Annotated in this window: 13 protein-coding genes and 1 riboswitch; of the genes, 5 read left to right on the top strand and 8 right to left on the bottom strand. The window is 73.3% G+C overall.

The window, feature by feature from the left end; all coding sequences use genetic code 11:
• Positions 1-608 precede the first annotated feature (608 nt).
• The 3 genes from ACF07V_RS09160 to ACF07V_RS09150 all read left to right on the top strand — a co-directional run bounded on the left by ACF07V_RS09160 (position 609) and on the right by ACF07V_RS09150 (position 3,628).
• Positions 609-1,526 (top strand): N-acetylmuramoyl-L-alanine amidase, encoded by a 918-nt coding sequence (locus ACF07V_RS09160; RefSeq protein ID WP_392152629.1) that lies wholly within the window; start codon positions 609-611, stop codon positions 1,524-1,526.
• 122 nt (positions 1,527-1,648) lie between these two features.
• Positions 1,649-2,506 (top strand): hypothetical protein, encoded by an 858-nt coding sequence (locus tag ACF07V_RS09155; RefSeq protein ID WP_392152627.1) that lies wholly within the window; start codon positions 1,649-1,651, stop codon positions 2,504-2,506.
• Between the two features lie 111 nt (positions 2,507-2,617).
• On the top strand, positions 2,618-3,628 hold the full coding sequence (locus tag ACF07V_RS09150) for an LLM class F420-dependent oxidoreductase (protein WP_392152625.1): 1,011 nt from the start codon (positions 2,618-2,620) through the stop codon (positions 3,626-3,628).
• A 3-nt stretch (positions 3,629-3,631) separates the two neighbouring features.
• Here the strand turns inward: ACF07V_RS09150 and ACF07V_RS09145 are convergent, their stop codons facing one another.
• The 4 genes from ACF07V_RS09145 to ACF07V_RS09130 all read right to left on the bottom strand — a co-directional run bounded on the left by ACF07V_RS09145 (position 3,632) and on the right by ACF07V_RS09130 (position 7,527).
• Positions 3,632-4,177, bottom strand: a complete 546-nt coding sequence (locus ACF07V_RS09145; protein ID WP_392152623.1) for a hypothetical protein — start codon at positions 4,175-4,177, stop codon at positions 3,632-3,634.
• A gap of 83 nt (positions 4,178-4,260) precedes the next feature.
• Positions 4,261-5,352: a prenyltransferase gene (locus ACF07V_RS09140; RefSeq protein ID WP_392152621.1), complete on the bottom strand. Its 1,092-nt coding sequence runs from the start codon at positions 5,350-5,352 to the stop codon at positions 4,261-4,263.
• Positions 5,349-6,083, bottom strand: coding sequence for a class I SAM-dependent methyltransferase (locus ACF07V_RS09135; RefSeq protein WP_041128992.1), 735 nt, complete (start codon positions 6,081-6,083; stop codon positions 5,349-5,351). Before ACF07V_RS09135 ends, ACF07V_RS09140 begins: the two co-directional genes overlap by 4 nt.
• A gap of 109 nt (positions 6,084-6,192) precedes the next feature.
• Positions 6,193-7,527: a glycosyltransferase family 4 protein gene (locus ACF07V_RS09130; RefSeq protein ID WP_392152619.1), complete on the bottom strand. Its 1,335-nt coding sequence runs from the start codon at positions 7,525-7,527 to the stop codon at positions 6,193-6,195.
• 217 nt (positions 7,528-7,744) lie between these two features.
• Between ACF07V_RS09130 and ACF07V_RS09125 the strand changes: the two genes are divergently transcribed.
• Entirely contained in the window at positions 7,745-8,368 is a 624-nt protein-coding gene (locus ACF07V_RS09125) for a TetR family transcriptional regulator (RefSeq protein ID WP_392152618.1), read from the top strand.
• A gap of 56 nt (positions 8,369-8,424) precedes the next feature.
• On the opposite strand, the gene ACF07V_RS09120 is transcribed toward ACF07V_RS09125, so the two are convergent.
• The 3 genes from ACF07V_RS09120 to ACF07V_RS09110 all read right to left on the bottom strand — a co-directional run bounded on the left by ACF07V_RS09120 (position 8,425) and on the right by ACF07V_RS09110 (position 10,749).
• The gene (locus tag ACF07V_RS09120) at positions 8,425-8,958 is read right to left on the bottom strand and encodes a hypothetical protein (protein ID WP_392152616.1); all 534 of its coding nucleotides are present in this window, start codon (positions 8,956-8,958) and stop codon (positions 8,425-8,427) included.
• Between the two features lie 94 nt (positions 8,959-9,052).
• Positions 9,053-9,286 carry a ferredoxin gene (locus ACF07V_RS09115; protein ID WP_392152614.1) on the bottom strand — a complete coding sequence of 78 codons (234 nt, stop codon included), beginning with the start codon at positions 9,284-9,286 and terminating at the stop codon, positions 9,053-9,055.
• On the bottom strand, positions 9,286-10,749 hold the full coding sequence (locus ACF07V_RS09110; protein WP_392152612.1) for an aldehyde dehydrogenase: 1,464 nt from the start codon (positions 10,747-10,749) through the stop codon (positions 9,286-9,288). Before ACF07V_RS09110 ends, ACF07V_RS09115 begins: the two co-directional genes overlap by 1 nt.
• Before the next feature lie 134 nt (positions 10,750-10,883).
• Between ACF07V_RS09110 and ACF07V_RS09105 the strand changes: the two genes are divergently transcribed.
• The gene (locus ACF07V_RS09105) at positions 10,884-11,921 is read left to right on the top strand and encodes an MBL fold metallo-hydrolase (protein WP_392152611.1); all 1,038 of its coding nucleotides are present in this window, start codon (positions 10,884-10,886) and stop codon (positions 11,919-11,921) included.
• Positions 11,922-11,939: 18 nt separating this feature from the next.
• Here ACF07V_RS09105 and ACF07V_RS09100 read toward each other — a convergent pair whose 3' ends face one another.
• Positions 11,940-13,646, bottom strand: coding sequence for a serine/threonine-protein kinase (locus ACF07V_RS09100; RefSeq protein ID WP_392152609.1), 1,707 nt, complete (start codon positions 13,644-13,646; stop codon positions 11,940-11,942).
• Positions 13,647-13,804: 158 nt separating this feature from the next.
• Positions 13,805-13,882: riboswitch (cobalamin riboswitch) on the top strand.
• The last annotated feature ends 87 nt before the right edge of the window (positions 13,883-13,969 follow it).

Genomic DNA, 13,969 nt, shown 5'->3' with positions numbered 1-13,969 from the left:
GGCCCCGGGCGCGCCCGGGGCACCGGCCCCCGCGCCGGACGCCGGCCCGAAGCCGCCGGCCGCGGCCGGTGGCGCCGGAGGTGCCCACGGCGGCTCAGGTCCGTCCGAAGGGCCTCCGAGTGGCCGTCCGGAAGGCGGCCCGGTCGGCGCCGGGCCCGGGTGCGCGGCCGGGTCCGGGTGCGCAGCCTGGTCCCGGTGCGCGGCCGGGTCCCGGTGCGCAGCGTGGTTCCAGTGCGCAGCCTGGTCCGGGTGCGCGGCCGGGTCCGGGGGCGCAGCCTGATTCCGGTGCGCGGCCTGGTCCCGGTGCGCGGCCGGGTCCGGGGGCGCAGCGTGGTTCCGGTGCGCGGCCTGGTCCGCCGCCGCCTCGCGGCTCTTGCCCAAGCCGCCCTCGCCCGGAGGTCTGTCGGTCGGCTCGGGACGTGCGTCGTTCGGTTCTTCCCCCACCACGGTTCCCCCTCGTGGGTCCATGCGCGGTGACACCCCACCGTCGCCCTTCCCCCCTACCCTTCACGGTTCGCTCACACGCGTCCACCGATCCATGAAGCCGGTGACCGACCTGCGACCCACCCCTACGGCGTTTCACCCCGCGCAGGGCCTAAAGTCGCGGGGTGCCGTACGACCACCGGAACACCGCCCGCCGTACCCTCGCCCTCGCCCTCGCCGCCACGGGCTGCTGCGCCGTGCTCGCCGGGTGCGCCACCTCACAGGCCTCGCCGCCGGCGGGGAAGGACCAGGGGGCCACCCGGAGCGAGAGCGGGACGCAGTCCCGGCCGCCGTTCGCCTCCGCCTCCGCCCCCGCCTCCCCCTCCGCACCCCGGACCACCCACGCGCCGTCCGCCGCCCAGGGCAGCGGCTCGCTCGCCGGCAGGACCATCGTCATCGACCCCGGCCACAACTCCGGCAACTTCGACCATTCGACCGAAATCAACCAGAAGGTCAACATCGGGACGAACCGCAAGGAGTGCGACACCACCGGCACCTCCACCAACGCCGGTTACACGGAGGCCTCGTTCACCTTCGACGTCTCGCACCGGCTGCGGGACCTCCTCACCGCGCGCGGCGCCAAGGTGGTCCTCACCCACGACGGCGACCGCCCCTGGGGCCCGTGCATCGACGAGCGGGCCAGGATCGGCAACGCCGCCCGCGCCGACGCCGTCGTCTCCGTCCACGCGGACGGCTCGGCCGCCGGCAACCGCGGCTTCCATGTGATCCTGCCCGCGAAGGTGCGGGCGGGCTCCGCCGACACCGCGAAGATCGTCGCCCCCTCCCGCGCCCTCGGCGAGCGGATCGTGGACCGGTTCGCCCGCGCGACCGGAACCTCGCCCGCCAACTACATCGGTTCCGGTACGGGGTTGGACGTACGGGACGACCTCGGGGGCCTCAACCTCTCGACCGTTCCCAAGGTCTTCGTCGAATGCGGCAATATGCGTGACCCGAAGGACGCTCAGCTGCTCACGTCGTCGACGTGGCGGCAGAAGGCCGCACAGGGACTGGCGGACGGCATCGCGACCTACCTCGAGGGGTAGAACCCGCGGGCGATAGATTCGCTCCGTACGATGGGGGCCCCGCCCCCCGTGCCACGAACCTGAGCGCCATGACCTGAGCGCCACCCGACGCGACGACCGACGACCCGACGAAGGACTCTTACGTGAATATCCGCTCCCTCACCCGAGGCGATGGCGTGCTGATCGGCGCAGCGGTGGTGCTGTTCATCGCCTCGTTCCTCGGCATCGCCGGCTGCGACGCCGGCGCCGACATCTGTGCCAAGGTCGACACCCCGAACTCGTGGGAGTTCTCGCAGCTCGGCTGGGGCTCCTTCTTCCTCGGGATCGCGGGCGCCGCCCTCGTCGTCGTCTCCCGCTCCCTGCCGCAGCCGCGCAAGGTGGCCGGCCTTGAGCTCGGCCAGGTCGGTGCCGCGTTCACCGTCGCCGCCGCCTGGACCCTGCTCATGTGGATCTTCGAGGCGGAGAACGCCGGCGCCGGTCTCGTCCTCGGCCTCATCGCCGCCCTGGTCCTGGCCGGTGCCGCCGTCGCCGGTCCGCTGGTTCCCGCGCTGAAGGCCCCGCTCGTCGGCGCGCCCAAGCCTCCGGCCCCGCAGCCGTACGGCATGCAGCCCGGCCAGCCCGGCCAGCCGGGTGTCCCCGGTGGCTACGGCTACCCGGGTGCGCAGCAGCAGCCGTACGGCGCTCCGCACGACCCCTCCCAGGGCGCGGGCCAGCCGTTCGGCGCGCAGGCCGCCGCCCCGCAGCCGCCGGCCGTGCACCAGCCCGAGCCGCAGGCGGCCGCTCCGGCCCCGCAGCCGGCCTCGGACTTCGCGCCGTTCTGGTTCGCGGTCCCGGTCGCGCGTCCGCTGTACGCGGAGGACGGCTCGCAGGCGCCGATCGCCGAGCTGGCCCCGGGTACCTGGTACCTGGCGGTCGAGCAGCGCGGTCCGGGCCTGGTGGCCCAGACGCAGGACGGCCGCCGCGGCGTCCTCCAGGACACGACGGGCATCCAGCGCGGCTGACCGCCCCCGCTCACGAACGGCCCCCCGCCCGGAATCCCTTCCGGGCGGGGGGCCGTTGGCGTACAGTCCCCGCATCGCGCGAACTGACGGAGCGTCAGAAAGGATGCGGGCATGCGACTCGGACTCGCCCTCGGCTACTGGGGCCGCGGCCCCTCCCCCGCCCACCTCGACCTCGCCCGCGAGGCCGAGCGGCTCGGCTACGACTCCGTGTGGACCGCCGAGGCCTGGGGCTCCGACGCCTTCACCGCGCTGACCTGGATCGCCGCGCACACCAGCCGCATCAGGCTCGGCACCGCCGTCGCGCAGATGGCCGCCCGCGCGCCCACCACCACCGCGATGCACGCGCTCACGCTCGACCACCTCTCCGGCGGGCGCGTGCTGCTCGGGCTCGGCCTGTCCGGGCCGCAGGTCGTCGAGGGCTGGTACGGCCGCCCCTTCCCCCGCTCCCCGCTGACCGCGACCCGCGAGTACGTGGACGTGGTCCGCCAGGTGCTGCGCCGCGAGGCCCCCGTACGGCTCGACGGGCGCCACCACTCCCACCCGTACACCGGCCCGGACGGCACCGGTCTCGGCAAGGCCCTGAAGCCGATCACGCACCCGCTGCGCGCCGACGTGCCCGTGCTGCTCGGCGCCGAGGGGCCCAGGAACATCGCGCAGACCCTCGCCGTCGCCGACGGCTGGCTGCCCCTCTACTGGACGCCCGACCGCTGGGCCGAGGTGTACGCCCTGCCGGACACGCTCCCCGAGGGCTTCCTCGTCGCACCGATGGTCCGGGCGCAGCTCTGCGAGGACGTGCCGGCGGGGCTGCTGCCGGTCAAGGCGATGCTCGGCTTCTACATCGGCGGCATGGGGCACGCGGCCCGGAACTTCCACGCCGACCTGATGGGACGCATGGGGTACGAGAAGGAGGCCCGCCGCATCCAGGAACTGTTCGCGGCGGGGCGGCGCGAGGAGGCGGTGCTGGCCGTACCGGACGCCTTCGCGGACGAGATCTCGCTGGTCGGCCCCCGGGAGCGGATCGCCGAACGCCTTGAGCGATGGCGGCGGGGCCCGGTGACGGACCTGCTGGTCACGGCACCGGACCCGGCCACGCTCCGCCTCCTGGCGGAGCTCAACTCCTGAGACCTACCCACCGCTCAGCTGCGACGTGCTGGGGACCTGGTCCACGACCTCCGCACCGGCGCTCTTCCCGGCGTCCTTCACGCTGTTGATGATGTTCTCGAAGGCGCCGACGTCCGCGTCGCCCACCTCGCCCTTGCGGAGCTTCGTCCCCAGGTCCTTGAGCGACTCGATGCCGGCGGAGAGCGGCGCGACCGCCTTCGACAGCAGCGGGTCGCCCTTGGCGTTGTTCACGGCCGCCTTGAGCCGGTTGTAGGTGAACGCGCCCGCGAGCCCCGCCTTCACCAGGGCGAAGGTCCGGCCGTCCGCGCCGTTCTTGAACTTGCCCGCGCGGTACGGCTTCACGATCCACTGGTACGTGGCACCCGCGGCCAGACCGGCGTTGGCCACGAACCGCGTCTTCGCCAGCTTCTGCTGCTCGAAGCTCGCCGAGGCCGACGGGGTCGCGGCGGCGCCGGTGCTCTTCGTGTCGTCGTTGCAGGCGGCGGTGGTCAGGAGGAGGGTGCAGGACAGCAGCAGCGCCGCGACTCCACGCGAAACACCTCTGGGCACGGCGGGACCTTCCTGAAGACGGTCCCGCCAGCCTCGCCCGGCCCCGCGGCGCCCGCCACCGGGGCGACGCCGAACGGGGCCGCTCAGGCCCCGCAGCAGTCCGGTTCGAGGCCCGCGGGGAGGCGGGTGCCGCCGAAGACGGCGACGGTCGCCTCCTCGCCGCCGAGCGCCGCCACCGCGAGGAGGAGGGAGCCGGCGGTCCAGCTGGTCTGCTCCTCGGGCCACACCGCCCTGTCGGCCTCGGTCTCGCCCTCGAAGACGTACCCCGTCCAGTACATGCCGTTCCCGGCGCGCAGGTGCTGGATGTCCTGGAGGATCGTGAGGGCCCGGTCGGACTCCCCCATCGCCCAGAGCGCGAGGGCGAGCTCGCAGCTCTCGCCGCCGGTGACCCACGGGTTGGGGACGACACAGCGCACACCCAGGCCGGGGACGACGAACCGCTCCCAGCCGGCCTCGATCCGGTCCTTCGCGTCGGCCCCGGTCACCGCGCCGCCGAGGACCGGGTAGTACCAGTCCATCGAGTAGCGGGACTTGTCGAGGAAGCGCTCGGGGTGCCGGCGGATCGCGTGGCCGAGGGCCCCCGTGGCCAGCTCCCAGTCGGGTTGCGCCTCCTCACGGACCTCGGCGATCGCCAGGGCGCAGCGCAGCGCCTGGTGGATCGACGAACTGCCCGTCAGGAGGGCGTCGTTCACCGGCGTCCCGTCGGGCTCGCGCTTCCAGCCGATCTGGCCGCCGGGCTGCTGGAGCCCGAGGACGAACTCGACGGCCGCGTAGACGACGGGCCACATCCGGTCGAGGAAGGCGTCGTCTCCGGTGGAGAGGTAGTGGTGCCAGACGCCGACCGCGATGTACGCGACGAAGTTGGACTCACGGCTGGAGTCGGTGACCTGCTCCGGGTCGCCGTCGTGGTACGCCGCGTACCAGGATCCGTCGCCGTTCTGGTGCCGGGCGAGCCACTCGTAGGCCCGGGCCGCCGCCTCGTGCTCCCCGGCGGTGTCCAGGGCCATGGCGGCCTCGGTGTGGTCCCACGGGTCCAGGTGGTGGCCGCGGAACCAGGGGATGGCACCGTCCTCGCGCTGCACCGCGAGGATCCCGGCGACGGTCTCGGCGGCCTGTTCGGCGGTGAGCACCCCGGGCAGGACGAGGTGCTCGGCGATCCGCTCGGGAAGGGTCACTGCGCGTCGGCCTTGGGGAGGTGGGGCTTGGTGGCGTAGGCGACGAAGCTCTTGCCGACGACCGGGTTGAGCAGCTGCTCGGCGACCCGGGTCAGGGCGGGCTTCTTCATGATGTCCCAGACCAGGAGCTTGTGGTACGCGCGGACCGGCAGCGCCTTGTCGTTGTCGACGCCGAAGGCGCACTTCAGCCACCAGTACGGCGAGTGCAGCGCGTGCGCGTGGTGGGTGCCGTACGGCTTGAGGCCGGCCTGCCTGATCTTGGCGAGCAGCTCGTCGGCCTTGTAGATGCGGATGTGGCCGCCCTCGACCTCGTGGTACGCGTCGGAGAGCGCCCAGCAGACCTTCTCGGGGCCGTACCGGGGCACGGTGATCGCGATCCGGCCGCCCGGCTTGAGGACGCGGACCATCTCGGCGAGCACGCCCTTGTCGTCGGGGATGTGCTCCATGACCTCGGAGATGATGACGACGTCGAAGGACTCGTCGGGGAAGGGCAGGTTGAGCGCGTCGCCCTCCATCGCGGTGGCGGTGGCGCCGGCGGGGGCCTCACCGGCCTCCTTCATGGCCGCGAACCACTTGGCGACCTCGCGGATCTCCTCGCCGTTCTGGTCGAGGGCCACGACCTGGGCACCACGCCGGTAGCACTCGAAGGCATGCCGCCCCGCCCCGCACCCGAGATCGAGCACACGATCACCGGGGGCGAGCGGGAAACGAGTGAAGTCGACGGTCAGCACGGGGTCCTGCTTTCGCGGTTGAGGGAGGTTGTGGGCAGGCGTTCCGCAGGGGCGGAACGGGTGGGCACAACCCACCCACCGGGCCGCACCCGGCGAACAGGGCGAGGCATCACCGGCGGACTCCGGCACCCTGACGGGCCACGGCCTCGCGGTAGAGCTCCGCCGTCCCCTGGGCGGCCCTGGCCCAGGTGAAGTTGGCCAGCACCCGCTCGCGCCCCGCCGCACCGAGCCGCGCCCGCAGCTCCGCATCGCCGAGGACCCGCCCCAGCGCGGCGGAAAGCGCCCCCGCGTCACCCGGCGGCACGGCGAGGCACGTCTCGCCGTCGGCCCCGGCGACCTCCGGAATCGCCCCGCCCGTCGTGGCGACCAGCGGAGTCCCGGTCGCCATGCCCTCGGCGGCCGGCAGCGAGAAGCCCTCGTACAGCGAGGGCACGCAGGCGACCTGGGCGGACCGGTAGAGGTCGACGAGCTCCGCGTCGCTGATGCCCTTGACGAACTCGACGGCACCGTCGAGCCCGTACCGCTCGATCGCGGCGGCGACCGGCCCGTCCTCGGCGCGCTTGCCGACGACGACGAGGTGCGCGTCGGGGTTCTCGGTGCGGAGCTTGGCGAGCGCCTCGATCAGGTGGACCAGGCCCTTGAGGGGGACGTCCGCGCTGGAGGTGGTGACGATCCGGCCGGGGATCTCGGCGACGGACGGGTCCGGGGACCAGAGGTCGGTGTCGGCGCCGATGTGGACGACCTTGATGCGGTCCTCGCGGACGCCGAGGTGCTCGACGATCTCCTGGCGGGAGGTGCCGGAGACGGTGAGGACGGACGGCAGCCGGCGGGCGACCTTCTTCTGCATGCCGGTGAAGGCGTACCAGCGGCGGACGGAGGCGCGGCGCTTCCAGTCGGCGGCGGCGTCGAGTTCGAGCTTCCGGTCGACGGTGATGGGGTGGTGGATCGTGGTGACGAGCGGCGCGCCGATCGCGCGCGGCCCGCCGAGGAGTCCGTACCCGAGGGTCTGGTTGTCGTGGACGACGTCGAAGTCGCCGCGTCGGGCGGCGAGCATGCGCCGGGCCCGCAGGGAGAAGGTGAGCGGCTCGGGGAAGCCGCCGGTCCACATGGTGGCGACCTCGAGCGCGTCGATCCAGTCCCGGTACTCCTCGCGCTTCGGGGTCCGGAAGGGGTCCGGCGAGCGGTAGAGGTCGAGGCTGGCGATCTCGGTGAGCCTGAGCCCCGCGAGGTCCTCGCCCTCGTCCAGGACGGGGTACGGCTGGGAGCCGATGACCTCGACGCTGTGGCCGAGGCGGGCGAGCTCGCGGGAGAGGTGCCGGACGTAGACGCCCTGGCCCCCGCAGAACGGGTTCCCCTTGTACGTGAGGAGAGCGATCCGCAACGGACGGTCACCGGCAGCGGTGACGCCCTGTCGGGGGCTTGCCTCTATGGCCTCAGCGGTCATGCGCGACCCCCTTCGAGCGTGCGTTTCGCGGGAGCGTAACCGCTCGCGCTAATCTAGAACAAGTTACAGACTTGAACGTTCTTGATCCTTCAAGGAGCACAGAATCTACCGGCAGGTAGCTCCATGGTGAGAGCCGGAACAGGTGATTCGCGCCACGGCGGACGCACGGCCATACTGTCGCTCCCCACCGAACCGAAGCCGCACGGAACGGGACCTCATGACCGCAGAGAACAGAGCGGACCACAGACCCGCGTCGCCGCCCCTCACGGAGCGCCAGGAGGCGCGGCGCCGCCGCATCCTGAACGCCAGCGCCCAGCTCGCGGCCAGGGGCGGATTCGACGCCGTGCAGATGCGGGAGGTCGCCGAGGCGGCCGGGGTCGCCCTCGGCACTCTGTACCGGTACTTCCCGTCCAAGATCCACCTGCTCGTCGCGACCATGCAGGACCAGCTCCAGCACATGCACAGCACGCTGCGGAAGCGGCCGCCGGCGGGCGCGGACCCGGCGCAGCGGGTCGCCGAGACCCTGATGCGCGCCTTCCGGGCGCTCCAGCGTGAACCGCAGCTGGCCGACGCGATGGTGCGGGCGCTGACCTTCGCGGACCGCAGCGTGAGCCCCGAGGTCGACACGGTCTCCCGGCTGACGACCGCGATCATCCTGGACGCGATGGGGGCGGAGCACCCGACGCCGAGCCAGCTCTCGGCGGTCCGGGTGATCGAGCACACCTGGCACTCGGCGCTGATCACCTGGCTGTCCGGACGCGCCTCGATCGCACAGGTGAAGATCGACATCGAGACGGTCTGCCGCCTGATCGACCTGACGGCTCCGGAGCCCGCGGTCTGAGCCCTCCCGCCCGGGCCCCCGGCGGTTCACCCGCCGGGGGCCCGGGCGGTGCGGGGTCAGGAGCCCTGCGTCTTGGCGTTGCTCGCCGCGAGGACCGCCTCGCACTCCGCGCCGCTGTCGACGGCCACGAACATCACCAGCTTCAGCGGGCCCGCCGCGTGGTTGCTGGCCTGGAGCTTCCAGCTGCTCTTCTTCAGCGACTTGATCACCGAGCCGCCCACCGCGGAGCTGCGCTCCTCGCTCCAGCCGCCCCCGGTCAGGGTCGCGACCGTGCCGGCGTAGGACTTCGCCGGGTCCGCGGCCTTCGCGGCGTCTGCCGTCCAACTGACCATGCACTCCTTGGCCTCGGCCGGCACGGCCTCGCCCGAGGAGTCCTGGGTGAAGCCGGCACCGGTCGCCGCGTCCGTCAACTCCTTGGTGACGGCGGCCGCGTCCAGCTTCTCGTCGCTCGAACCGCCCGCACCGGAACCGCCCGTCGTGGCCGAACCGGCCGAGGACGAACCGCCCTTGTCCGTACCGCCCTCGCTGCCGCAGCCCGCGACGAGCAGCACCACACCGGCGGCCGCGGCCACCACGCTCACCTTGCGCACAACACTCCCAATTCCGTGCGCACGAAGGCCCCTTGCCCCCGTGACCAAGGGACCCAGTTTTGCACGTGGGAACGACAGCTCCGTCCCGGCGCCGCTACTCCTCCGGTGGGAACACCGGCTCTCCTCCGTCCGCCAGGGTGATCAGGATCGCCTCCACCGGGCAGCCCTCCGCCGCCGCGAGGAGGCGTTCGCCCGCGTCCGTCTCCGGCTCCACCGGGTGGGACTGACGGGCCGTGTCGAGGCGGAAACCGCCCGGGGCGTGGTTGACGCACATGCCGGAGCCGATGCAGACGCCCCGGTCGACCTCGACGCGCCAGCGGTCCCCCATCACGCCCCGCCCTCGTAGCCGCCGGGGAGGTGGATCATCTTGTGCTCCAGGTACTCGCCGAAGCCCTCGGGGCCGAACTCCCGCCCCAGACCCGAGTTCTTGTAGCCGCCGAACGGGCCGAGCATGTCGAGGCTGAAGGTGTTGACGTTGAAGGTGCCGGTGCGGACCTGGCGGGCGAAGTCGATGCCGTGTTCCACGTCGCCGGTCCAGACGCTGCCGCTGAGCCCGAAGTCGGAGTCGTTCGCGATCCGCCGCGCCTCGCCCTCGTCCCCGTACGGCAGGAGACAGATGACCGGGCCGAAGATCTCCTCGCGGGCGATCCGCATGGAGTTGTCGACGTCGCCGAAGAGGGTCGGCTCGACGTACCAGCCCCGGTCGAGGCCGTCCGGGCGGCCGCCGCCGGTGAGCAGCTTGGCGCCCTCCGCCTGGCCGATCCCGATGTAGTCGAGGGAGCGCTGCTGCTGGCGCCGGGCGACGAGCGGGCCGACCTGGGTGGCCGGGTCGAGCGGGTCGCCGACCACGAGCGCGCCGGCCGCGGCGGCGAAGGCCTCGGCGATCTCCTCGTACCGCGCGCGGGGCGCGAGGATGCGGGTCTGGGCCACGCACGCCTGCCCGTTGTTCATCCAGGCGGCCGGGACGATCCCGGCGACGGCGGTCTCCAGGTCCGCGTCCGGCAGGATCACGGCGGCGGACTTGCCGCCCAGTTCGAGGGTGACGCGGGTGAGGTTGCGGGAGGCGACCTCCATGACCCGCTTGCCGGCGGCGACCGAGCCGGTGAAGGAGACCTTGTCGACGCCGGGGTGGCCGACGAGGTACTCGCTGACCTCGCGGTCGGCGGGGAGGATCGACAGGACCCCCTCAGGGAGACCGGCCTCGGCGGCGATCTCGCCGAGGATGTACGAGTCGAGGGGCGACTCCGGCGAGGGCTTGAGGACCACCGTGCAGCCGGCGAGCAGCGCGGGCCCCAGCTTGGCGGCGGCGGTGAACTGCGGCACGTTCCACGGGACGACGGCCGCGACGACCCCGACCGGCTCGCGCCGCACGAGCAGCGGTCCGAGGACACCGCCGCGCCGCTCCTCGTACGGGAAGTCCCGGGCGACGGTGATCGCCGCGTCCCAGACCATCATCGCGCCGAGCGCCTGGGCGAGGACGGACCAGGAGTACGGGGAGCCGTTCTGCGCGCTGATGCAGCGGCCGATCTCCTCGTACCGGACGGCGATCGCGTCCTTGATGCGGGTGACGACGGCGATCCGCTCCTCCACCGTCATCCTGGGCCAGGGCCCTTCGTCGAAGGCGCGGCGGGCGGTGGCCACGGCCCGGTCGACATCCGCCTCGGAGGCGTGCGGGACACGGCCGATGACCTGCTCGGTGTGCGGGGAGATCACCTCGATGACCCCGTCGGAGAGCGGGTCGGTCAACTCCCCGCCGATGAACAGCTTTCCGTGCTCCACAAGCTCGGTCATGACCGCTGCCTCCCGAGGGGATGAAAGTGCCTGCCGGTGTTCCGCGACGATGTTTCCTGACGGTGCTTCAGAACTGATACCAGTTCTAGTTATGGTGGGCAATGGTCGTACCGGTACGCAGAGATGAGGCGCTCATGACCCAGGTGACCGAGCACGGCGGAGGCGTCTGGTCCCTGCGGGTGCCCATCCCGGACAATCCGCTGGGCCACACCCTGGTCCACGTCCTCGACACCGACCGCGGCCCCGTCCTCGTCGACACCGGCTGGGACGACCCGGCCTCCTGGGACGAACTCGTCGGCGGCCTCGACGCGTTGGGACTGTCCGTCCGGGAGATCCACGGCGTCGTCATCACCCACCACCACCCCGACCACCACGGCCTCTCCGGCCGGGTCCGCGAGGAGTCCGGGGCCTGGATCGCCATGCACGCCGCCGACACGGCCGTCGTCCGCCGCACCCGCGAGGCCGAACCCGGCACCTGGTTCGACTACCTCGCCCGCAAGCTCGCCACCGTCGGCGCCCCCGAGGACCACATCGCCCCGCTGCGCGCCGCCCGCGCGGCCGGCCGGATGCGGACCCTGCCCGGTCTCCGCTCGGCCCTCCCCGACCGCGAGATCGTCCCCGGCGAACTCCTCGACCTGGCCGGACGCCGCCTCCGCGCGATCTGGACACCCGGCCACACGCCCGGGCACGTCTGCCTCCACCTGGAGGAGGAGCACCCCTCCCGGCTGCCCGGCCACGGCCGGCTCTTCTCCGGCGACCACCTGCTGCCCGGGATCTCCCCGCACATCGGCCTGTACGAGGACCCCGACGAGCTCACCATGACCGACCCCCTCGGCGACTACCTCGACTCCCTCGAACGGATCGGCCGCCTCGGCGTCGCCGAGGTCCTCCCCGCCCACCAGTACGCCTTCACCGACGCCGCCGGCCGGGTCCGTGAACTCCTCGACCACCACGAGGAGCGCCTCACCGGCCTCCTCGGCCTCCTCGCGACCCCGCTCACCCCGTGGCAGCTCGCCGAGCGCATGGAGTGGAACCGCCCCTGGGAGCAGATCCCCTACGGCTCCCGCAACATCGCCGTCAGCGAGGCCGAGGCCCACCTCCGCCGCCTGGTGAAGCTCGGCCGCGCGGAGCCCGTGGCGGGCACGGACCCGGTCACGTACATCGCGGTGTGAGGACCCCGAGGACCCTCCTCAGGCCTTGAACAGGCGGATGAGGGACATGACCAGGACCAGCGGGGAGATGCCGCCGCCGAGCACCATCACCGGGCCCGCCACCCACCACAGCCAGTGCTGCCCGCCGTGTTCGTAGTAGTCGAAGCCGTTGTGGACGAACAGGAACCAGAGGAGGTGCAGGGTCAGTACGGCGATCAGCGCGATCCAGTAGAGGGCGATCCCGGCCGACCACAGCCGGACCCGGCCGGGCCGGACCGTGAGCAGCCGCCCCCGGTAGCCCTGGAGCCCGACCATGGCGGCGATCAGCAGCAGCGTCGCGGGGACGCGCCACCAGTCGTTCATCGCCCACTGATAGGGGCCCTGCGCCTGGTCGGAGAGCGAGGGGTGGTCCACCGCGCGGCTCAGGAGGTCGACCCCGCCGACGAGGAAGGCGACCATCGGCACCAGGTAGAACAGCCCGAGGACCGGCCTCCCCAGGCCCGTGGTCAGCGCCCGCACGGCACGTTCCCGCGCGGACGGCACCCCCGTCGAGGAGGCCCGGGCCCGCGGCACGGCGGCCGGGCCGCGGACCGGCGCACGCGAAGGCAGAACGGCCGTCCTGGGGGGTGGGGCCGGCTGCGGGAGGACGGTGGTGGCGGCGGTGGGCGTACCCGTACCGGCGGTACCGGCCCCAGCGCGAGCGGACCGGGGCTCGGGCCCGGGTTCCGCACCCGGCTCGGGCTCGGGCTCCGGCCTCGGCCCCGGCTCGGCCCTCGGCTCCTGCCCCCGCTCCGGCCCCAGCCCCGGCTCCGGCCTCGGCTCCCGCCTCCGCCCCGGCTCCGGCTCCGGCTCCGGCTCGAACTCCGCCTCCGCGTTGAGCAGCTCCTCGGCCTTCTGCGCGATGGCCGCGACCACCGGCGCCGGCAGCCAGCTCCCCGAGTCCTCCCTGTGGGCGTCCGCCGTCGCGGCGAGCTCGGCCACCGCCGGCCGGTCGTCCGGCCGCTTGGCCAGGCAGCGCCGTACGAGCTCCGCGAACGGCCCCTCGACCCCGGCGAGGTCCGGCTCGTGGTGGACGAGCCGGTACAGCAGCTCCGCCACCGAACCGCCCCCGAACGGCCCGCGCCCGGTCGCCGCGAACGCGAGGACCGCGCCGAGCGAGAAGAGGTCCGCCGCGGGCCCGACCGTCCGGCCCTCCGCCTGCTCCGGCGACATGAAACCGGGCGAGCCGACGACCAGTCCCGTCCCCGTCAGGGCCGTCTCGTCGGCGGAGCGGGCGATGCCGAAGTCGATGAGCAGGGGCCCGGACGGCGAGAGCAGCACGTTGGACGGTTTGACGTCCCGGTGCACGAGCCCCGCCCGGTGCACGCCGTCGAGGGCGTGCGCGAGGCCGGACAGCAGCCGCCAGAGGGCCGGTTCGGGGAGCGGCCCATGGGCGAGGACCGCTTCGGAGAGCGCGGGACCCGGCACGTACGCGGTGGCCAGCCAGGGCACCTCCGCGTCCGGGTCGGCGTCGAGGACCGGGACCGTGCCGGCGCCGCGTAACGACTGGGCGGCCCGTACCTCGCGGGCGAAGCGCGTACGGAAGCCCGGGTCGCCGGCGAGCGCGCCGTGCACCACCTTGAGCGCGACCGTCCGGCCGCCCCGCGAACGGCCCAGGTAGACGCGGCCCATGCCGCCCTCGCCCAGCCGGTACAGGAGCCGGTAGGAACCGACCCGTCGAGGGTCGGTCTCGGTCAACGGCCGCATGCGCACCCCCATGAAGACGCCGTCGTGTCCACGCGCGGGCGCCAGCATGGCACAGCGGTCCGCTCCCCGGCAGCGGACCGGTGTGAGGCGCCTCGCACCCCCGGAGCGGCGGGCGTACGGGCCGGTAGAGTGAGCGGGTCGTCATCATGCCCGTACGGGGGGAAGCCGGTGAGAACCCGGCACTGACCCCGCAGCCGTGATCCGCCCCCTTCCGGGAGCGGCGAGTCGGAATGCCCCGCCCGGGACGTGACCGCCGGCACCGTCGAGGAATACGGAGCCGAGCCTGGTGCCCCCGAGGCGTGCCGGTGCCCGGCCGCAGGAGA

The sequence above is a fragment of the Streptomyces sp. NPDC015661 genome, from assembly GCF_043077765.1.
In the GTDB taxonomy this organism is placed as follows: domain Bacteria; phylum Actinomycetota; class Actinomycetes; order Streptomycetales; family Streptomycetaceae; genus Streptomyces.
The sequence above is the reverse complement of the archived record's forward strand: the minus strand, read 5'-3'. Positions and strand labels throughout refer to the sequence as shown.

Bases quoted from the DNA above. Each gene is read 5' to 3' on its own strand.
- ACF07V_RS09150 (WP_392152625.1), top strand. From the start codon at position 2,618: ATGCGACTCGGACTCGCCCTCGGCTACTGGGGCCGCGGCCCCTCCCCC.
- ACF07V_RS09130 (WP_392152619.1), bottom strand. From the start codon at position 7,527: ATGACCGCTGAGGCCATAGAGGCAAGCCCCCGACAGGGCGTCACCGCT.
- ACF07V_RS09125 (WP_392152618.1), top strand. From the start codon at position 7,745: ATGACCGCAGAGAACAGAGCGGACCACAGACCCGCGTCGCCGCCCCTC.
- ACF07V_RS09115 (WP_392152614.1), bottom strand. From the start codon at position 9,286: ATGGGGGACCGCTGGCGCGTCGAGGTCGACCGGGGCGTCTGCATCGGC.
- ACF07V_RS09110 (WP_392152612.1), bottom strand. From the start codon at position 10,749: ATGACCGAGCTTGTGGAGCACGGAAAGCTGTTCATCGGCGGGGAGTTG.
- ACF07V_RS09105 (WP_392152611.1), top strand. From the start codon at position 10,884: ATGACCCAGGTGACCGAGCACGGCGGAGGCGTCTGGTCCCTGCGGGTG.
- ACF07V_RS09100 (WP_392152609.1), bottom strand. From the start codon at position 13,646: ATGCGGCCGTTGACCGAGACCGACCCTCGACGGGTCGGTTCCTACCGG.